The sequence below is a fragment of the Natronolimnobius baerhuensis genome (assembly GCF_002177135.1).
Lineage (GTDB): Archaea > Halobacteriota > Halobacteria > Halobacteriales > Natrialbaceae > Natronolimnobius > Natronolimnobius baerhuensis.
In genome coordinates this window covers 262,099-280,567 of record NZ_MWPH01000004.1, presented here as the reverse complement: position 1 = coordinate 280,567, position 18,469 = coordinate 262,099, and the positions used below count along the sequence as shown (strand labels likewise).

The window sequence follows — 18,469 nt, the reverse complement described above, 5'->3', positions numbered from 1 at the left end:
TTCATCTCTCTGTCGTAGGAACGGTCTATGGTCGTCGTTACCGCAATAGACGGCGAAGAGGGGTCAAACCGCGTTCTCGAAGAGGGTGAGAAGCTAGCTCGCCAGTTCGACGAATCCCTGCAGATCATCTTCGTCTACGAACCGGCCAGTCACGCTTACCTCACCAATCAGTACATGGAGATCACGAGCGATCCGTCTGACGAGGAGGCAGTTACACTAGCCGAAAAGCGCATCGACGACGTTGTCTCGGACGCCATTGATGAGTACGAGGCAATCGGAAAAGTCGGCGATCCGGCTGAAGAGATACTGAAACACGCCGGTGGCGTGGATGCCAGGTATATCGTCATCGGCGGGCGATCACGATCGCCCGTCGGTAAGGCACTATTCGGCAGCGTCACCCAGTCAGTGTTGCTTGATTCGGATTGCCCCGTTCTGACGATTTTGCAGTAATCGCTCGAGGAGGGTTGTGCCAGGTACCACGCGCGCATTCATACGGGTGTTACCGATCACACTAGAAGTTGGCCCCAACTGAGCCACGCCTCTACTCGTTTCTCGCTTGCGTTCGAGGACTCTACGCAGAACTGTTCATGAAACAAAAAATCCGCTGGATTGAACTTACTGACGAATCTCACGGATTCATCAAAAGGCTACTTTGAGCAGGGTGGGGTTATCGGAGGCATGGCGTTTGAGAATCCGGTAATAGTCTTTGGTATCGGATTGGTCGTCGTCGTTGCGTTACTGGTCTGGTTGCGTGTGCCCGCGTTCATCGGACTCATCATCGCAACGGTCGTCGTTGGCGCTGCGACGGCCGAAGTCCCGTTGGCCGACGTTCCAGCGGAGACTGCAGGCGGATTCGGTGAAACCATGACCAGCGTCGGGATCCCGATCCTGATGGCCGCGGTAATCGGGAAAACGATGATGGAAAGCGGGGCCGCCGAACGCATCGTCCGCTGGTTCCAGTCGTTTACGCCCGACGACAAGTCGTACCTCGCACTCGGCGGCGCGAGCGGCGTCCTCGCGATCCCTGTGTTCTTCGATAACGTTTTCTTCTTGCTGGCACCGCTGGCCCGGTCGATGCGGGCCAGAACAGGGCGCGACTACGCCTTGTTTATCACCATCGTCGGCGCGGCTGGGGTGACGGCCCACGGTTTCGTTCCGCCGACACCCGGTCCGCTTGCGGTCGCGCTCGAGCTTGGTGTCGATCTTGGAGCGACCATCCTGGTCGGGATCGCGGTCGCGCTTCCGACAGTGTTCGTCTCCGGCGTTCTCTACGGAAAATGGATTAACAGTCGACTGGACGTTCCCCTGCGCGAGACAATGGGATCGTCCGTCGAACGCGTCGAAGAACTGGCTGATCGACCGACATCAAAACTGCCGGGTGTCTTCGAGGCAGCGCTTCCCATCATCCTGGCTGTGATGCTAATCGCGTCGAACACAACGGTCGACTCGCTCATTGACGTTGGCTTCCTCGTAGAAGGCGGTGTCGCCGACACCGTCTCGAGCTTTGTTGGTGACGCAAACATCGCGCTGACTGCCGCCGCTCTCGCAGCCGCGATCACCTACCTTCGCTGGGAATCGCTGGAGCGCGAGGTGTGGTCGGACGAACTCGTCGACTCGCTACAAAGTGGCGGTCACATCGCAGCGATCACCGCGGCCGGCGGCGCGTTCGGTGGCATGCTCGCCGCTTCGGGTATCGGCGACTTCATCGCGACGACGCTCGAGGGGCTCGGCATTCCGCTGCTGGCCGCTGGCTTCGTGATCGCTGCGACGATCCGCATTGCACAGGGGTCGGCAACGGTCGCGTTGCTTACGGCGGCGGGGATCGTGGCACCGCTCGTCGGCGATCTCACCGTCCACCCAGTGTACATGGTCATGGCAATCGGTGCCGGCGGGACGATCTTCTCGTGGTACAACGACAGCGGCTTCTGGATCGTCAAGGAGATTGGCGGACTGACCCAGGAGGAGACGTTCAAAATCTGGACCGCACTGACGACGATCGTTTCGATCGCAGGCTTTGCCGTGACGTTCATCATGTCGCAGCTGTTTCCGATGGCGTAGTCCGGAACGATTTCTCGATACGCGGTTACCGTCTCACAGCGACTTTCGGTAGACGTACATCTCGAAGTCGTCGTCGAACACCTCGAGTCGCTCGCGACCGACCTTCTCGAAGCCGTTCGTTTCGTACAACCCTCGCGCTGCAGCCTGCGACGCCATCGTGTCGAGAACGATAGTTGTGTATCCGCGATTTCGAGCACGCTTCTCGAGTGCTTCGTAGATTCGCTGGCCGTACCCCTGGCGCTGGTGGGCTGGGTCGACGCGCATACGAGTCAACACGACTGTCGTCTCAGGCAATTCGGGCAGGAAGTTTGTAATGTAATGATCTCCCTTGAGGAGTTGAAACCCACCCATTGCGACGATTCGACCGTCGACTTCACCCACGAGGAACTCGCCGTCGCGCTCGAGGAACGTTTCTGTAACGTTCTCGAGGTCGTCGTCCGGCACGTCTTCGATGTACGCGCCGATATCGCGCATCGCCGCTTCGTGAAGGGTACGAACTCGAGACGCATTGGCTGGTCGAAAGCGCCGAACGGACAGATTTTCACCCATATGCTGAAAGTATTTCCTCAGTTACAAATTTAGGGTTATACTGACAATTTTTGAGTGTGCTTTACTGGAAACGAGTACACGTGGGCACACTCCGAGCCAACACGATCTCGAGCGAACCGCACCCATACACCACCCAGTTCACTCTGCAGGCGGCTCGAGCGAGACAAATTCGAGGCCGTGATCGCTGAGCAGGCGGCTGGCGCGGTCGGTGACGGACGGAGCCACGAGAATGCCCCGAACTGCGGCGTCGGCGTGGAGATCGCGCTCGAGGGCGTCGACGTATCGGCGGAGTTGGCTCACGGCGTCGGGGCCGACGCGGCGACGTTTGAGTTCGATGACAACCGCGCGGCCCGCCGAATCCTCGCCGTAGATGTCAACGGCTCCCGCGGGTGTCGCGCGCTCGGTTGCAAGCGGGGTGAAACCGGACTCGAGCAGGTCGGGCGTCTCGAGGATCCGCTCTCGGAGGTCTTCTTCGGTGCCGACGAGCGAGAGGTCGGTGTCGTCGGTACCCGCGAACACCGAGACGCACAGGACGGTTTCGAAGGTCACGCGAAGGCGTTCCTCGGGTGTCGAACGAGTGCTCTCGAGGATGAGTGCGCTTTCGGTCGTGTCGGCCTCGCCCTCAACTAACTCGACGGTGTGCTCACAGCCCGGCGGCTGCCAGTTGACCGGCTTTTGGCCCTCGTCGGTGTGGACCAGTATTGTGCCGTCGGGTTTGCACATGACGTGTCGGTCGCCGGCCGCGAGTGAACTCGCGGCGCGGCCGTCGTACTCGACGCGACAGCGTCCGAACGCCGTCACGAGCGCCTCGCGGGCGATTCCGCTGGCGATTGTCTCGCGAGCGGCCTCGAGTGAGGGGCGCTCGAGTGTGTCGACGCGGGTCTCATCCTCGGAACGGGTCACTGCCTGCTGGTAGCGAGCCTGTGGATAAAAACGCCCCGTCCCGACTGCGGTCGAATCCGGTACGTGCGGGCAGTAGAGTGAGATGCTTTTATTTCTATTCAGCCCTGAATCCGGAGCGAATGGAATCCAATCCAACTCGTCGTCGTCTCCTCCAGTTGAGCGGCGTCGGTGCGACAGCGTCGCTTGCCGGCTGTAGCCAGTTCGACATCCCTGGCAGCCAAGACGATAACGGGGCCGACCCCCAAACCGAGAGCGAGGCCGAACTCGAGGCCGACACCGAACCCGACAGCGATCCTGAAGACGGTATTACCGCAATCGTCCAGCCAGATCCTGAAGCCCTCCAGCAGCTCCAACAGGAGGTCATGGCGGAACTCGAGGAGGGTGAACTCGACCAACAGGAAGCCCAGATGGAGTTCCAGCAGCGCCAGGTCGAACTGATCAGTTCCCACGCTGTCGAGTTCGAGTCGGAGATGGCCGCTGACGACGATATTTCGGTCGAAGCAGGCGTTGCCCAGGAGGGTGCACTGCTGCTCGATGGGCCTGACGAGCGATTCATGGAACTCCTTCGAAACAGCGAGGTCTCGGGACTGATGCCCGGCGAGGAGTACGGCCGCATGCTCGAGCAGCAACAGCAACAACAGCCACCGGTCGAGCCAGACAACGGCGGTGAAGAGCCTGTCGAGGACGATGCTGATGGCGACGCGGATGCTGGCGACGAAGCGGACGATGGCGACGAAGACGCCGACGAGTAACGCTACTCGAGGCTGAACGGACTTTCTCTCGCTGTCCAGTCCCATCCGGGGAGGCGCTCCTGAAAGCCAGCCGCGAGTGCGGCCTCGAGGTCGTCAACGCCGGCGTTTTCCTCGGGACCGCCGTGGACTTGCAGATCGGCGTAGTGGAAGGTCGCTTCGCCGAGGGTCCGCAGTGGTTGGGTGCCAGCGATGGTCGCGGCGAGTTCGCGCCCGAGCAGTTCGTCGACGATGAAGCCGGGATAGTCGCCTTCGACGTCGAGATCGCGCAGGATGGCAGTCATCGCGGCGACGTTGACTGCCAGATCGCCGTCGGCGAAGACAACGGCGACTTCATCCCGATACTGCTCGGTGGTGACGTGATCAACAGTCGTGTCGAACGTCGCGCTCAGATCATCGCGCACGTCGTTGATAATCGGGACGATGGTCTCGTCGTGGTCGACAATCCAGTCACGTTCGGCGGCGACACGGGCCGGAGTCAGGTGCATACACCCCGTTTTTCGCCCAGATCCCTGTCTTTTGCGAAGGCTTTTATACCACGCAAAGAATAGGCTCGGGTAAGCGGGTTCTCCCTGGAATCTTCCCGCACGGACCAGGATAACCGATCTGGGAGCGTGTTCGTCACGGTACGAGAGTACACAGCATGAGACAAGACTGGAGACAGCGATTGTCGTCTGACGACGACATCACCTGTCGATTCTACCGACGTACTCGACTGTCGGTGGCCGTTTCGTCTCGAGCGGTGTCAGTTCGTTCCGTCTGTAACCGAGACGTTGATCGGTCGGACGTGTTCCCAGGCGACGAGTTCACGCAAGCCACATCTGGCGACATATGAGCACTGTAGAGCAGCAACTCGACGATTTGCAAGCAGAGATCACGAGCGAGTTACCGAGCGATATCTCGGTCTCCTCGGTGAAGTACGAAGGCCCCGAACTGGTGGTCTATACGCGCGATCCGAAGAAATTCGCCAATCAGGGCGATTTGATTCGGAAACTCGCGAGTAAGCTTCGAAAGCGGATCACCGTCCGTCCGGACCCGAGCGTCCTCTCGCGGCCGGAGGAGGCACGCGAGGAAGTGATGGGCGTCATTCCGGAGGAAGCCGGCGTCACCGATCTCGATTTCCACGCCGATACTGGCGAGGTCGTCATCGAAGCCGAAAAGCCCGGGATGGTCATCGGCCGCCACGGCTCGACGCTGCGCGATATTACGAAAAACGTCGGCTGGACGCCCGAAGTCGTCCGCACGCCGCCAATCGAGTCCTCGACTGTCTCGAACGTCCGAAGCTTTCTGAAACAGGAACGCGACGAGCGCCGGGACATTTTAGAGCGCGTTGGCCGGCAGATCCACCGCGAGGAGATGTCCGACGACGAGTACGTTCGGATCACAACGCTTGGCTGCTGTCGAGAAGTCGGTCGCGCCTCCTTTATCCTCTCGACGTCCGAGACGCGGATTCTCGTCGACTGTGGCGACAAGCCGGGTGCCGAAGGTGAAGTTCCATACCTTCACGCACCCGAAGCGTTCGGTGCCGGGCCACAGACGATTGACGCCGTCGTCCTCACGCACGCTCACCTCGACCACTCCGCGCTGATTCCGCTGCTGTTCAAATACGGCTACGACGGTCCGATTTACTGTACCGAACCGACGCGTGACCTGATGGGGCTGCTCACGCTCGACTACCTCGACGTCGCAGCCAAGGAAGGCCGCACGCCTCCATACGACTCCGAACAGGTCCGTGAGGCGATCAAACACTGCATCCCACTCGAGTACGGCGACGTCACTGACATCGCACCCGATATCAAGCTCACGTTCCACAACGCGGGCCACATTCTGGGCTCGGCCGTCTCGCACTTCCACATCGGCGATGGCCTCTACAACGTTGCCTTCTCCGGTGACATCCACTACGACGATACCCGCCTGTTTAACGGCGCAGTCAACGACTTCCCGCGCGTTGAGACACTCGTCCTCGAGTCGACCTACGGTGGTCGAAACGACTACCAGACGGATCAACAGGACTCCGAGGAGAAACTCAAGGAAGTCATCAACGAGGCCTACGACAAGGGTGGGAAGGTCCTGATTCCGGCGTTCGCAGTCGGCCGGTCACAGGAGATCATGCTCGTCATCGAGGAGGCGATGCGAAGCGGCGATATCCCCGAGATGCCAGTCCACTTAGACGGAATGATCTGGGAGGCCACGGCGATCCATACGACCTACCCAGAGTACCTGCGTGATGACCTGCGCGACCGGATCTTCCACGACGACGAGAACCCGTTCCTCGCCGACGAGTTCAACCACATCGACGGCGGCGAGGAAGAACGACAGGATGTCGCCGATGGCGGCCCCTGTATCATCCTCTCGACATCAGGGATGGTTACCGGCGGCCCGATTATGTCCTGGCTCGGCCACATCGGTCCCGACCCAGATTCGTCGCTGGTCTTCGTCGGCTACCAGGCACAGGGAACGCTCGGTCGGCGCATCCAGAACGGCTGGGACGAAATCCCGACCAGCGAAGTCGGCGCAATGGGCAACGGCGGCGGCCGCGGCACCCTTGATCTGAACGTCGATGTCAAAACCGTCGACGGGTTCTCCGGCCACGCCGACCGTGCCGGCCTCGAGAACTTCGTCAAAACGATGAATCCACGCCCCGAGAAAGTGCTCTGTGTCCACGGCGACGAGCGCTCGACGCAGGATCTGTCCTCGGCGCTCTATCACGATTACAACATGCGGACGTTCGCACCGAAGAACTTGGAGACGTTCCGCTTCCTCTAGGGACTCGAGGATCGTTTTTACGGTTTGATCGATGACTGTGACCGCACCACCAGCCGTGGGATCACCCAGGACGGACACGGACGACAGCCTCGAGACGGTGCGAGGCGAACTGCACCGCACTGCCAGCGAACGAACGCATTTCGGGGGCTTTTTGCGCGAACCAGTCCAAGTTAATCCGTGAACGACGAGTCGATTCCGACCGGCTGTGGATCGGTCGACGACCTGCTTGGTGGGGGGTTCGAACGGGGGACCGTGACACAAGTGTACGGCGCTCCGGCCGCAGGGAAAACGAACGTTGCCCTCTCAGCTGCTGTTGAAACGGCTGCTCGAGGCGGTACTGCCGTCTACATCGATACGGAGGGCGTCTCGGTTGATCGCTTCGAGCAACTGCTGTCGGCTCGAGTCGACTCGAGTCCGGCAGCTGATGAGGAGTCATCGACACTGGACATCGAAACCGTCGCCTCGCGGATCGTTATCGAGGACGCGCTCGATTTCGACGAACAGGCTGAAGCAGTCCGAGATACGGAAGAGTTCGCAGAACGCGCGGACCTGATCGTCCTCGACAGCGCAACCGGATTCTACCGCCTCGAGCGAACTGGTGACGGCGACGAGGGCGAGGCCCTGCGCTCGGTGGCACGCCAGGTCACGCATTTACTCTCACTCGCGCGCAAACACGACCTCGCGGTTGTCCTGACTAATCAGGTGTTTTCCGACCCCGACTCGGACCGGACGCGTGCACTTGGCGGGAATACCTTGGAACACTGGACCGGCGTTGTCGTGCGCCTCGAGCGATTCCGCGGCGGCAATCGACGGGCAACGCTCGAAAAGCACCGCTCGAAATCGGTCGGCGAGTCCGCAAAATTCCGGATTACGGATACTGGACTCGAGAGTGGCGACCAGCAGCGACACTAATACGGACGACAGACCGTTTGCGTGTCCCTGCGGTGGATGGCCAGGATCACGTCACTGGTTCCGGGCAAATTATAATTATTAACTCGTACATAGCCACGCCAATGCAGAAGTGGTCCGGCCACGAATGGCATCTGTGAACAAGACACAGGAGCAATCGGGGGACGATACTGTCGTCGAAGTCGAGTTCACGGTCTCGGATCCGCAGTATCCGCTGGTTGCACTCTCGGCTGAGACGTCGTGTGTCGTCGAACTCATTCAACTGCTCCCGCGAAGCAACGGCTCCTATACCGTGTTTCAGCGCGTTACTGGCTGTCCAGTCGAACAGGTCCTGTCGATTCTCGAGTCCTACGACAAACTCGAGGCGTGCGTGGTCAGCGAAACCGACACGGATGCGGTGCTCGAGGTACGGATCGACGAGGACGGCAATTTCTTTACGATTAGTCTGACTGATGCAGGTGCGATTCCGACGGAACTGAGCAGTCGCGATGGGACTGCACGGATCGTTGCCGAAATCCCGGCGATTTACTCCGCATCAACTGTCATTGAGGAGTTTCAAGCGGCCTATCCCGCCGTCGAAATCGTCGCTCGCCGGCAAAAGGATTACTCCGTCTCACTCTTTCGACAACAGGAACTGTATGAGTCATTACTCAGTGCACTCACGCCTCGCCAACACGAGGCGCTCTTTCTGGCGTATATGAGCGGATTTTACGACTGGCCGCGGAAAGCGACCGGCGAAGAACTCGCTGCAGAGATGGACGTTTCGCCACCGACTTTTCACGAACACCGTCGCTCTGCAGAACAGACGCTGCTCTCGGTAGTTTTTGAGACGTAAAACGAGTGCGAGTGTTGGCTGTCACCGGTGGACAGCCACTGTACTCGTTACAGTTCGTTCAGCTTTCGCAGGAGTTGACCGCGGTACTCCTCGTCGCTGACAACGCCTTTCATCTCGAGGACGTTGCGCTCGAGTTTGTCGAGTGCGACGCGGAAGGCGTTCTCTGCGCCGTAGCCTTCGCCGGTGCCAGCGACCTGGTCTTTGTTCGTCCGCAGGCGGATCTGACAGTGGATAAGTGGGGTCCCACGCAGTTTCTCTTTGTGTTCTTTGAACCGAACGTTGGCGTGATGGACCTGCATGTCGGCGTACTTATCCGCGACGTCTTCGATGCCCTCGACGACGCCGTCGCGGGAGATCGTATCCAGCATCGAGATGTTCGAAATCTGGACGTCCATGCGCTCTTCTTCGGTGAACGTGAGCGCACGTAGGACGTCGGTCTTGGTGATGACGCCGATTACGACGCGGTCGTCGTCCTCGGGCGTAACCATCAGGCCCGCGTAGTCGTCTTCGACCATCGTCTCGACGGCCTCCTTGGCGGTCGTATCGAGCGTGGTCGTCCGGACCGGGCTGTTCATAATGTCGTATATCGGGACATCAAGGAGGCGATCTGAGTCGCCGACGCGGTCGCCAGTCGTCGTCTTGTGGTTCTCGCGGATGACGAAGTCGGCGATGTCGTGGGTCGTCACGACACCCGTGAGGTAGCCGTTGTCGTTGAGGATTGGCAGTCGCGAGATGCCGTACTCGCGTAGGTGGTTGATCGCCTTGCCGACGCCGTCGTCTTCTTGCAGCGTCACTGGCTCTGCCGTGTAAATGTCCTCGACGCTCAGTGCATCGAGGTTCTCGAGGACGGCCTCGAGGATGGCATCGTCGGAGATGACGCCCCAGAGGTCGCCGTGTTCGAAGACGGGGGCGACCTTGGCGTTGCTCTCGACTAAGACGCGTGCAGTTTCGCGAACGTCCTCCTCGCGGTCGATTTTAGGCGCTGGATCGTTTCGGCTGGGTTTGATCAGCGCTGCGACTTTGGCATCGTCTTCGACGTGTGACTGGAGGACCTCCCGTTCGCTGATGACGCCCTCGTAGTCGCCGTCATCGGTGACGATAATTCCTTTGGGGGTGCCGCCTTCAAACATTGAACGGACCTTCCCCATTCGCGTCCCAACATCGACTTCGACATATTCCGGGGTGGCGATATCAGCGATATTCATCGTTCCGAGTGTGTATTGTGCGTCGGAGGTATTTAACGTACTGCCCGTTGTATCCAAGTGGTCATTGCAAGTGGGGTTTTTGAGGATGGCGTTGAAACGCGACCAATGCGCGACATTAGTGTGTTTGGTCGATACACCTATTTGGCAACCGAACTGTTCTGGGGCGCAATCGCCGCTGCACTGCTCTACCGCGCGAACGCGCTCCGAAAAGCCGCTGTGACGATCATCGCGCTGTATCCCATCGCATACGTCTGGGACCGCTATACCCTCGCCGTCGGCGTCTTCGACATCAAACTGCGGACCGGCATCGAAATCGCTGGGATTCCACTCGAGGAACACATCTTCATGGCCGTCGTCCCCGGATTAGTGATCGGCTTCCACGAGACGATTTTCGGGAGCACAGAAAGCGGTGACGACCCGGCCGTCGAAACGGTTAGGTGACGTCTAGACCAACAACTCGTATGGAGTTTCCGCGACCCGATGGGCTCGAGTATCTCAATACAACTGTAACGGTCGTTGTGCTCCTTGCGGTCTTTCACTACACTGGCATCTTCGTCGGCACTCCCGGCAACGTCGACTGGTGGTCCCTCGCCACTGTCGCCGTCTTGCTTCCTGTCTGCATCTACTGCTGGTCGCTCGTCGTCGCAAACGTCGACTGGCTCCCGTCGTGGGACGAGAAGACTCGCTCGAAACGTCATTGATCTGCCTCGAACTCGAGTATCAGCTCCTGCAATCGACCGTCGTGCCCTTATCTGAGCCGCCCGATACTTCGACAAATGGCACGCGGGCCATCGTCCGAGACGGACGAACACGGAGCCGACGACCAGCCCTCCTCGAGTCAGCGACCGGTCCGCAAAACTGCTTCTCGCACGTCTTCATCGGGCCAGCGCGATGACCGCGGGCTCCTGCGCGGTCTTCTCAATCTGTTGCTCGTCGTGCTCCTGCTCGCTGGAATACTCATCGGCGCAGTGATGCTCTCGCCGATGTCTCTCGAGGAGGTCAAAGACATCGACAGTCTCGACGATCTCGACGACGTCATCATCGACACCGGACCGCTGCCGGACCCGAGTTCCGAGCCACCACCGGCTGGCGAGCGAACCCCCGACGTCACCGATCCGGGAGATCCCGGTGACTCGACGTACGAAACCGAGGTCGAGACCGTCTCATCAGCGACTGTCGAGGACTTTGTCCACGCCGAGGTCAACGACCGGCGCGCCGACCACGGCCTCGAGGCCCTCGAGTGGGACGGGACCGTGGCCTCCGTCTCGCGCGCCCACAGCGTCGATATGGCACAACGGGACTACTTCGCACACGTCAACCCGGACGACGAGGGACCCTACGACCGGTTCGAAGACGTCGACAGCTACTGTCGCGCCTACGGCGAGAACATCGCGCTGACGTGGGTCGACAGACCAATCGAAGAACCTGGCGGCGACGAGACGATTCAGTACCAGACCGCAGAACGCCTTGCAACCGGACTCGTCGACCAGTGGATGAACTCCACGTCGCATCGAGAGGCGATTCTCGAGGAACATGGCGGCCCCGGCTGGGACCGCGGCGGCGTCGGCGTCTACATCGCCGATGACGGATCGGTCTACGCCTCGCATAACTTCTGTCGTGCCTGGTGACACAGCCTCTCAGTGCTCGAGGTCGATGCCCAACTAACTCAATTTCACGATCCCACGGGAGAAAGATTATGGTCTCGGGAGCGCCAGACCCCTCTATGAGCGACGAGTCGTCACAGGGAACTGGGGATGGGACCGAATCGGATGATCTCGAGCCGGGTGGTGGCCCGCGACGCGTCGTCTCCGAGACCAGCGTCGACGATATTTTGGCCTCGCTCGATGACACCGGGCCGGACTCGGAATCAGATTCCGATTCGGATGACGATACTGCTGAGACGGAGCCAGCATCGACATCGGCTGCAGACACCGACGACGCGACACCTGACACCAGCGCCGCTGCACCCGAACCAGCCACGGACACTGAAACCGACGCCATCACGACCGAGTTCGACGAGGCTGACATTCCTGACTCGGAGGCAGCAACTGAGTCCGAGCCAGAGTCCGAACCGTCCGTCGATTTGGCGACCGAGTCCGAGTCTAAGTCTGCGTCCGAACTCGAGTCGCCCCTTGTCGAGGAAGCCGAAGCCGACTCTGCGTCTGACGCCGGCGATGGTGGCTCGTCCGTCGATGACGCGGCCGCTGCGCTCTCGAGTACGCCGACGGCACCGGACGCATCGGCAGATTCCGAGGTGACGACCGAGGAGCAGCCCTCGGACGCGACAGCAGACTCCGACACAACCGAGGCGACCAACAACACGCCCGACGCGACCGATATAGGCACTGATATCGATGCCGACCTCGCCGCGCGCGCCGAACGCGGCGACATCTCCGGCGCAGACGTCCGCGCCGCCGAAGCCGGCGACGGCCGCGAATCGACGCCCGAAATCGACGAAATCGACCTCTCGGTGGACGACCTCGAGGTAAGCGGAGCGTCGACATCGGCGACTGGAGCTGCAACCGAATCGTCGGCCATGGACGCAGACGCAGGACCACTCGCTGACACGGTCGACGCACCGGTGGAAACAGATGCTGAGGCTGGCGAAGACGACTCGAGCGGCGAGGACTCTCCGGGGCTGCTTGGTCGAATCAAACGCTTCTTTTCCTAACTGCGAGCCGGTTCAACTGACGAGCGTGATGAGTACGAACAGCGTCCCAATCGAGACAAGCGTCGTGAGAAAGACGTTCAGCGAGGCGAACTCCTCGTCGCCGCCGAGTTCGGTCGCGAAGACAAACGTCGAGACGGCGGTTGGCGTTCCGAGCATGACGACCGTTGCGGTGAACGTCGCCGAATCGACGCTGAGCAGCGAGAACACGAGCCACGCGAGCAGGGGCATGCAGCCGATTTTGAGCGCGATCACCGACCCCGCTGCACCCAACTCGAGTGAGCGAGCACTCGTCTGTAACGACGCGCCGACGCACAACAGCGCAAGCGGGAGTGCGAGCGCGCCGACGACGTCGAGCCCGGTTGCGGCAACCGGTGGCATCGTCACGCCAATCGAGCCAATGGTGAGGCCCGCAAGCAATGCCAGCAACACCGGATTCGTCGCGAGTCTGTGAAGTTCATCGCTCATCGCCGCGTCCGCGCCGTTGAGCGTCGAGAGAATAATAATCGTCAGCGGCAGTTGCGTCAGCGTCACGACGCCGAGGACGACGCTCGCGATTGCCGTCACGTCCGCGCCGAACGTCGCCGCGACCAGTGGCAGTCCGAGATAGCCGAGATTCGAATGATACGACTGGACAATCGCGACGCTCCGTCGCGGCGTCGAGGACCGACCGCGGTGAACCACCCAGGCGATTCCAGCCGTCGAAAAGAGCACGAACAGGAGTCCACCGAGCAACTCGAGTGAGAGCAGATCGCCAATGGCCTGATCGTACGTCGAGACGAAAATCAGCGCCGGCAGTGCGACGTAGTAGGCCGCCGCGTTCAGTCGCGCTGTCCGCTGCGTGTTCAACACGCCGGTCGTGCGCAGCCCCGTCCCGAGCAGTAAGAGTACGAGCAGCGCCAGCAACCGGCCAAGCACCTCCATACCCCGGCCCAATCGACTCGCGGGTTTCTACTGTTCGGTTCCCGACGCGTTTGCGAGGCCGTCACACCGCCCATCGCCGTGCTATTGCCGCCACTGAGTCACGCTTACTCGAGGCCGTCGATAATCGCCCGTGTCTCCTCTCTCGAGAACGCCGTGCTGGTTTCAGCGGTCACGTTTCCCTGCTCGGTGACCGATAGTACCGCTTGCGCTGCTGTCTCGTCGTCGGGAAATTCACTAATCGTGATCGTATCGTACTGGCCCAGCAGCATGTAGAACTCGCGCAGTTCGCCACCCATCTCCTCGAAGTGCTCCGTGATATCGTCTATGCGGTCGGGGCTGTCTCTGATGGTCGCTGCCCCTTGCTCGGTGAACTCCCAGAGTGTAATGTAAGTCGACATGCAGGGTGACGGCCACCGGCGATGGTAATAACTCTCACACGATACTCGAGGTGTGAGAGGGGTTGAGCAGATTTGAACCCCGCCGAGACGTGCTCGCTCACGGTGTTCGCTGTGCGCGACTCGTCTGGTTCAAATCTGCCCAACGTAACGATTCTGTCGCTCACGAAGTTGTTCGCGACAGAAATAGTGGGTTGGGGCAGATTTGAACTGCCGGCCTCCTCCATGTCAAGGAGGTGTCATAACCAGACTAGACCACCAACCCGCCTTGTGTTGCGTGCATTGTGACGTCCGCCGTCACGTTGTCTGCACTCATTTGTTGCCCACGGGTGTAATTGAAGGTTTCGAATCGGACGCCGTACGAGAGTTAGCCGCACGGACCTCCGACACGCTTAAGTTGATGTACTTATTTGAACATTGTAAGACAACTACGTACATTGGTGTTCACTATGAAGGAGTACGTCGAACGCGTCACAGACGGCGAGGATCTCACACAGAACGAGGCTCGAGCGGCGTCGACAGCCGTTTTCGAGGAGGCAACAGAGGCACAGATCGGCGCGTTACTCGCGGCGCTGCGTGCGAAAGGCGAGACGGAAGCCGAAATCGCTGGCTTCGCAGAGGGAATGCGCGAGGCCGCACGGACGATTTCGCCTGACCGCGAGCCACTGGTTGATACCTGCGGAACCGGCGGAGACGACTACGATACGATCAACGTCTCGACGACGAGTGCAATCGTCGCGGCCGGCGCTGGAGTCCCCATCGCCAAGCACGGTAACTACTCCGTGTCGTCCTCCTCGGGCAGCGCGGACGTCCTCGAGGAAGTCGGCGTGAACGTCGAGGCCGAACCCCCGGCTGTCGAGGGCGCAATCGAAGACGACGGGATCGGCTTCATGCTCGCACCCGTGTTCCACCCCGCGATGAAGGCCGTCATCGGCCCGCGAAAGGAACTCGGCATGCGGACGGTGTTCAACGTGCTTGGGCCGCTGACGAACCCTGCAGGCGCGGACGCACAGGTTATCGGCGTCTACGATCCTGACCTCGTTCCCGTCCTCGCGGACGCACTCGCCCGAATGGACGTCGAACGCGCGCTGGTTGTCCACGGCGCGGGAACCGACGAAATTGCCATCCACGGCGAGACGCAGGTCGCTGAAGTTAGCGACACGACTGTCGAGGAGTACACCCTCGAGCCAGCCGATCTCGGTCTCGAGCAACACGCAATCGCGGACATCTCGGGCGGTTCTCCTGCGGACAACGCCGCCGACATGCGCGGCATTGTCGAGGGAGACGTCACGGGCGCAAAACGGGACGTGATCCTCGCGAACGCAGGCGCAGCGATCTATGTTGCCGGCAACGCGGACTCGCTCGAGGACGGTGCCGACGCCGCACTCGAGGCAATCGAGTCCGGCGATGCGGCGACGAAACTCGATGATCTCTGTGCCGTTCCCGAACCAGAGCCGGAGGTCTAACACGATGGACGCGACGCGTGTGAAAGTCTGCGGACTCACGAACGAGGCCGACCTCGAGACGACCATCGCTGCCGGTGCGGACGCAGTCGGATTCATCTGTGACGTGCCAGTCGAGACGCCACGAGAGGTCTCACGCCAGGAGGCAACGGCGCTGGTCTCGAGCGTGCCGCCGTTCGTGACGAGTGTTCTCGTGACGATGGCGAGCGATGCCGAGCGCGTGGTCGAGTTGGTTGAGCGCGTTGGCCCAGATGCCGTCCAACTTCACGGCGGCATAGAGCCAGCCGTACTCGAGTCCATCGTATCGGCTCTCGACGCGGATATCCTGGTCGCACTCGATTCCGACGAGGTGACAGCCGCCGAGGACTACGATCACCTCGTTGACGCACTGCTCGTCGATACGGTCGACGAGTCTGGTGGTGGTGGCACCGGAAAAACCCACGACTGGGAACGCACACGCGACGCAGCCGAGTCGCTCGAGTCGCCGCTCATCCTCGCTGGCGGACTTACGCCGGACAACGTCGCTGACGCCGTTCGGACGGTCGAGCCGTTCGCGGTCGACGTGGCAAGCGGGGTCGAAGCCGAGGGCGGACGCAAAGACGCCGACGCGGTTCAGGCGTTCGTGACTCGAGCGACGACCGCACACACCGACGGACCCGATACTGTGACGCTATGAGTAATTCTAACATTCCATCCGACACATCTGACGCACCGTCCGTCGAGTTCGACCTCGAGCGAGACGAGTTCTGTGAACACGCACGCGACGGCGAGACGCCCGCCGTCGTTCGAACGGTGGCGACTCTCGACGTCGAGACGACGCCGCTTGCAGCCTATATGGCGCTGACTGGCCGCTCCGCAGACAGTGATCACGAGCGCTCGTCGTACGCGTTCTTGCTCGAGAGCGCCGAAAAGACGGCCTCGAGCGATCCCGACGGCGCGTTCCGGCCGAGTTCAGCGGAGCCGGATCGTCACGCACGCTTTTCGTACGTCGGCTACGATCCCGAGGCCGTCATCACGGTCGAATCCGGCGACGCAAGCGTCGAAACGCTGGTTGAGGACACACCGCTGACGTCGGTCGAGACCGACTCCGACGGCGACACCGTCGACGCGCTTCGGGCCGCCATGCCCGACGTTCGACTTGCGAACTTCCCCGACCACGACCGCCAGCATCTCGAGGGCGGACTCGTCGGCTTTCTGGCCTACGACGCCGTCTACGACCTCTGGCTCGAGGAGGTTGGCCTCGAGCGGCCTGAGTCACGGTTCCCCGACGCGCAGTTTATCCTGACGACGAAGACGCTCGCGTTCGACGAGCGCGACGGCACCGTTTCGCTGGTCTGTACGCCGATTCTCGAGGCTGGCGACGATCCCGAGGCGGTCTACGACGCCCTGCGTGAGGAAGCCGCCGCGGTAGCCAACCGACTCGCTGATGCCGACCGCCCAGAAACTGGTGGCTTCAACAAATCGGCCGAAACCGCGGGTTCGAAAGCCGACTACGAAGAGAGCGTTCGTACGGCCAAAGAACACGTCCTCAATGGCGACATCTACCAGGGAGTCATCTCACGGAAACGCGAACTGTACGGCGATATCGACCCCATCGGCTTCTACGAGGCGATGCGCGAGGTCAACCCCTCGCCGTATATGTACCTCCTCGAGCACGACGAGCTGACCGTCGTTGGCGCGAGCCCGGAGACGCTCATTTCGGTGCGCGGACGCGAGGTCATGTCGAACCCGATTGCCGGCACCTGCGACCGTGGCTCGAGTCCGGTCGAGGACCGTCGATTGGCTGGCGAGATGCTGGCCGACGAGAAAGAACGCGCCGAGCATACGATGCTCGTGGATCTGGCTCGAAACGACGTGCGACGCGTCTCCGAAGCCGGTTCGGTGCGCGTCGATGAGTTCATGAACGTCCTCAAGTACAGCCACGTCCAGCACATCGAGTCGACGGTGACTGGCGAGTTGGCTGCGGACGCGGATGCGTTCGACGCAACCCGCGCGTCATTCCCGGCTGGCACGCTTTCGGGCGCGCCGAAAATCCGCGCGATGGAGATCATCGACGACCTCGAGGCCCAGCCACGCGGTCTCTACGGCGGCGGGGTGGGCTACTACTCCTGGACCGGCGACGCCGATTTCGCGATTGTGATTCGCACGGCGACCGTCGAATCAGGCGTGACACCGCCTGCGGATGTCACCGGCCTCGAGACCGACCTGGATCGAATCACCGTCCAGGCGGGTGCAGGATTAGTCGCAGACAGCGACCCCGAATCCGAGTACGAGGAAACCGAGAAGAAGATGGGTGGCGTCCTTGCAGCCCTTGAGGAGATTGACGTCCCATCCGGGGAGCGCACAGACGATGACCGTGACACTGAAACACCGGAGGTGAGCCAATGAGCGCGACAAGTGCTGAAACGACGGACGAGACGACCGACGAGCAAGAGATGACGCATGTCCTGTTCGTCGACAATTACGACTCCTTTACCTACAATCTCGTCGAGTACGTGAGCCAACTTCCCGGCACTGAGACTGCCGTAGTGAAAAACACCGCTTCGCTCGCAGACGTTCGCGCTGCAGACCCCGACGCAATCGTGATCAGCCCCGGCCCCGGGCATCCGAAAAACGACCGCGATGTCGGCGTGACGATGGACGTCCTGCGAGAGGTTAGCCCCGAGGTCCCGACGCTCGGTGTCTGTCTCGGCCTCGAGGCCGCAGTCTACGAGTACGGCGGCTCGATTGGTCGGGCACCCGATCCGATCCATGGGAAGGCCTCGGCAGTCGAGCACGACGACTCAGGTGTGTTCGCCGGCCTCGAGCAGGGCTTTCGCGCCGGGCGGTATCACTCGTTGGTCGCGCTTGAGGTCCCCGACTGCTTCGAAGTGACGGCGACGGCCGAACATGGTACTGAAACGCTCGTCATGGGCGTACGCCATCGCGAGCACCCTATCGAAGCGGTTCAGTTCCATCCCGAGAGCGTGCTCACGGCGGCCGGCCACGACATTATTGAGAACTTCCTCTCGAGTCTGTAAGCGGGCGCTCCCAGACTGTATTCGT

Annotated in this window: 20 protein-coding genes and 1 tRNA gene; 14 read left to right on the top strand and 7 right to left on the bottom strand. The window is 61.0% G+C overall.

Annotated elements, in window-relative coordinates; translation table 11 throughout:
- Positions 1–27: 27 nt before the first annotated feature.
- Positions 28–450, top strand: coding sequence for a universal stress protein (locus tag B2G88_RS17665; RefSeq protein ID WP_054862718.1), 423 nt, complete (start codon positions 28–30; stop codon positions 448–450).
- Positions 451–678: 228 nt separating this feature from the next.
- Complete coding sequence (locus B2G88_RS17660) at positions 679–2,058, top strand: GntP family permease (RefSeq protein ID WP_087715543.1); 1,380 nt, start codon at positions 679–681, stop codon at positions 2,056–2,058.
- A gap of 33 nt (positions 2,059–2,091) precedes the next feature.
- Here B2G88_RS17660 and B2G88_RS17655 read toward each other — a convergent pair whose 3' ends face one another.
- Together B2G88_RS17655 and nucS are read right to left on the bottom strand one after the other, a co-directional pair.
- Entirely contained in the window at positions 2,092–2,607 is a 516-nt protein-coding gene (locus B2G88_RS17655; protein WP_087715542.1) for a GNAT family N-acetyltransferase, read from the bottom strand.
- Between the two features lie 138 nt (positions 2,608–2,745).
- A complete protein-coding gene (gene nucS / locus B2G88_RS17650) occupies positions 2,746–3,510 on the bottom strand; it encodes an endonuclease NucS (RefSeq protein ID WP_054862719.1) in 765 nt (254 codons plus the stop codon).
- A gap of 119 nt (positions 3,511–3,629) precedes the next feature.
- Between nucS and B2G88_RS17645 the strand changes: the two genes are divergently transcribed.
- Complete coding sequence (locus B2G88_RS17645; protein WP_087715541.1) at positions 3,630–4,262, top strand: hypothetical protein; 633 nt, start codon at positions 3,630–3,632, stop codon at positions 4,260–4,262.
- Between the two features lie 2 nt (positions 4,263–4,264).
- Here B2G88_RS17645 and B2G88_RS17640 read toward each other — a convergent pair whose 3' ends face one another.
- Positions 4,265–4,747: a hypothetical protein gene (locus B2G88_RS17640; RefSeq protein ID WP_087715540.1), complete on the bottom strand. Its 483-nt coding sequence runs from the start codon at positions 4,745–4,747 to the stop codon at positions 4,265–4,267.
- A 343-nt stretch (positions 4,748–5,090) separates the two neighbouring features.
- Between B2G88_RS17640 and B2G88_RS17635 the strand changes: the two genes are divergently transcribed.
- From B2G88_RS17635 to B2G88_RS17625, 3 genes are all read left to right on the top strand, one after another.
- Positions 5,091–7,025, top strand: a complete 1,935-nt coding sequence (locus B2G88_RS17635; RefSeq protein ID WP_087715539.1) for a beta-CASP ribonuclease aCPSF1 — start codon at positions 5,091–5,093, stop codon at positions 7,023–7,025.
- Positions 7,026–7,202: 177 nt separating this feature from the next.
- Positions 7,203–7,937, top strand: coding sequence for a DNA repair and recombination protein RadB (radB, locus tag B2G88_RS17630; protein ID WP_087715538.1), 735 nt, complete (start codon positions 7,203–7,205; stop codon positions 7,935–7,937).
- A 124-nt stretch (positions 7,938–8,061) separates the two neighbouring features.
- Positions 8,062–8,769 (top strand): bacterio-opsin activator domain-containing protein, encoded by a 708-nt coding sequence (locus B2G88_RS17625; RefSeq protein WP_087715537.1) that lies wholly within the window; start codon positions 8,062–8,064, stop codon positions 8,767–8,769.
- Positions 8,770–8,816: 47 nt separating this feature from the next.
- Here B2G88_RS17625 and B2G88_RS17620 read toward each other — a convergent pair whose 3' ends face one another.
- Positions 8,817–9,974, bottom strand: coding sequence for a CBS domain-containing protein (locus B2G88_RS17620; protein ID WP_054862743.1), 1,158 nt, complete (start codon positions 9,972–9,974; stop codon positions 8,817–8,819).
- A 105-nt stretch (positions 9,975–10,079) separates the two neighbouring features.
- Here B2G88_RS17620 and B2G88_RS17615 point away from each other — a divergent pair, with 105 nt between their 5' ends.
- From B2G88_RS17615 to B2G88_RS17600, 4 genes are all read left to right on the top strand, one after another.
- Positions 10,080–10,415: a lycopene cyclase domain-containing protein gene (locus tag B2G88_RS17615; RefSeq protein WP_054862744.1), complete on the top strand. Its 336-nt coding sequence runs from the start codon at positions 10,080–10,082 to the stop codon at positions 10,413–10,415.
- 20 nt (positions 10,416–10,435) lie between these two features.
- Positions 10,436–10,675 carry a hypothetical protein gene (locus tag B2G88_RS17610; RefSeq protein WP_054862722.1) on the top strand — a complete coding sequence of 80 codons (240 nt, stop codon included), beginning with the start codon at positions 10,436–10,438 and terminating at the stop codon, positions 10,673–10,675.
- 75 nt (positions 10,676–10,750) lie between these two features.
- A complete protein-coding gene (locus B2G88_RS17605; RefSeq protein WP_054862723.1) occupies positions 10,751–11,602 on the top strand; it encodes a CAP domain-containing protein in 852 nt (283 codons plus the stop codon).
- Between the two features lie 95 nt (positions 11,603–11,697).
- Positions 11,698–12,645 (top strand): hypothetical protein, encoded by a 948-nt coding sequence (locus B2G88_RS17600; protein ID WP_087715536.1) that lies wholly within the window; start codon positions 11,698–11,700, stop codon positions 12,643–12,645.
- Positions 12,646–12,657: 12 nt separating this feature from the next.
- On the opposite strand, the gene B2G88_RS17595 is transcribed toward B2G88_RS17600, so the two are convergent.
- From B2G88_RS17595 to B2G88_RS17585, 3 genes are all read right to left on the bottom strand, one after another.
- The gene (locus B2G88_RS17595) at positions 12,658–13,566 is read right to left on the bottom strand and encodes an AEC family transporter (protein ID WP_087715535.1); all 909 of its coding nucleotides are present in this window, start codon (positions 13,564–13,566) and stop codon (positions 12,658–12,660) included.
- A 104-nt stretch (positions 13,567–13,670) separates the two neighbouring features.
- Positions 13,671–13,964 (bottom strand): GYD domain-containing protein, encoded by a 294-nt coding sequence (locus B2G88_RS17590; protein WP_054862726.1) that lies wholly within the window; start codon positions 13,962–13,964, stop codon positions 13,671–13,673.
- A 187-nt stretch (positions 13,965–14,151) separates the two neighbouring features.
- Positions 14,152–14,226 (bottom strand) — tRNA-Val (locus B2G88_RS17585).
- Between the two features lie 184 nt (positions 14,227–14,410).
- Here B2G88_RS17585 and trpD point away from each other — a divergent pair.
- The 4 genes from trpD to trpG are packed head-to-tail and all read left to right on the top strand — an operon-like array spanning position 14,411 to position 18,444.
- Entirely contained in the window at positions 14,411–15,427 is a 1,017-nt protein-coding gene (trpD, locus tag B2G88_RS17580; RefSeq protein ID WP_054862727.1) for an anthranilate phosphoribosyltransferase, read from the top strand.
- A 4-nt stretch (positions 15,428–15,431) separates the two neighbouring features.
- Complete coding sequence (locus B2G88_RS17575) at positions 15,432–16,100, top strand: phosphoribosylanthranilate isomerase (RefSeq protein WP_054862728.1); 669 nt, start codon at positions 15,432–15,434, stop codon at positions 16,098–16,100.
- Positions 16,097–17,812: an anthranilate synthase component I gene (gene trpE / locus B2G88_RS17570; RefSeq protein WP_087715534.1), complete on the top strand. Its 1,716-nt coding sequence runs from the start codon at positions 16,097–16,099 to the stop codon at positions 17,810–17,812. Before B2G88_RS17575 ends, trpE begins: the two co-directional genes overlap by 4 nt.
- Entirely contained in the window at positions 17,809–18,444 is a 636-nt protein-coding gene (gene trpG, locus B2G88_RS17565) for an anthranilate synthase component II (RefSeq protein ID WP_087715533.1), read from the top strand. The genes trpE and trpG overlap by 4 nt, the downstream gene beginning before the upstream one ends.
- Positions 18,445–18,469 lie beyond the last annotated feature (25 nt).

Coding starts and splice junctions, on each gene's coding strand:
- B2G88_RS17665 (WP_054862718.1), top strand. CDS start 28: ATGGTCGTCGTTACCGCAATAGACGGCGAAGAGGGGTCAAACCGCGTT.
- B2G88_RS17660 (WP_087715543.1), top strand. CDS start 679: ATGGCGTTTGAGAATCCGGTAATAGTCTTTGGTATCGGATTGGTCGTC.
- B2G88_RS17655 (WP_087715542.1), bottom strand. CDS start 2,607: ATGGGTGAAAATCTGTCCGTTCGGCGCTTTCGACCAGCCAATGCGTCT.
- B2G88_RS17645 (WP_087715541.1), top strand. CDS start 3,630: ATGGAATCCAATCCAACTCGTCGTCGTCTCCTCCAGTTGAGCGGCGTC.
- B2G88_RS17640 (WP_087715540.1), bottom strand. CDS start 4,747: ATGCACCTGACTCCGGCCCGTGTCGCCGCCGAACGTGACTGGATTGTC.
- B2G88_RS17635 (WP_087715539.1), top strand. CDS start 5,091: ATGAGCACTGTAGAGCAGCAACTCGACGATTTGCAAGCAGAGATCACG.
- B2G88_RS17625 (WP_087715537.1), top strand. CDS start 8,062: ATGGCATCTGTGAACAAGACACAGGAGCAATCGGGGGACGATACTGTC.
- B2G88_RS17620 (WP_054862743.1), bottom strand. CDS start 9,974: ATGAATATCGCTGATATCGCCACCCCGGAATATGTCGAAGTCGATGTT.
- B2G88_RS17615 (WP_054862744.1), top strand. CDS start 10,080: ATGCGCGACATTAGTGTGTTTGGTCGATACACCTATTTGGCAACCGAA.
- B2G88_RS17610 (WP_054862722.1), top strand. CDS start 10,436: ATGGAGTTTCCGCGACCCGATGGGCTCGAGTATCTCAATACAACTGTA.
- B2G88_RS17605 (WP_054862723.1), top strand. CDS start 10,751: ATGGCACGCGGGCCATCGTCCGAGACGGACGAACACGGAGCCGACGAC.
- B2G88_RS17600 (WP_087715536.1), top strand. CDS start 11,698: ATGAGCGACGAGTCGTCACAGGGAACTGGGGATGGGACCGAATCGGAT.
- B2G88_RS17595 (WP_087715535.1), bottom strand. CDS start 13,566: ATGGAGGTGCTTGGCCGGTTGCTGGCGCTGCTCGTACTCTTACTGCTC.
- B2G88_RS17590 (WP_054862726.1), bottom strand. CDS start 13,964: ATGTCGACTTACATTACACTCTGGGAGTTCACCGAGCAAGGGGCAGCG.
- trpD (WP_054862727.1), top strand. CDS start 14,411: ATGAAGGAGTACGTCGAACGCGTCACAGACGGCGAGGATCTCACACAG.
- B2G88_RS17575 (WP_054862728.1), top strand. CDS start 15,432: ATGGACGCGACGCGTGTGAAAGTCTGCGGACTCACGAACGAGGCCGAC.
- trpE (WP_087715534.1), top strand. CDS start 16,097: ATGAGTAATTCTAACATTCCATCCGACACATCTGACGCACCGTCCGTC.
- trpG (WP_087715533.1), top strand. CDS start 17,809: ATGAGCGCGACAAGTGCTGAAACGACGGACGAGACGACCGACGAGCAA.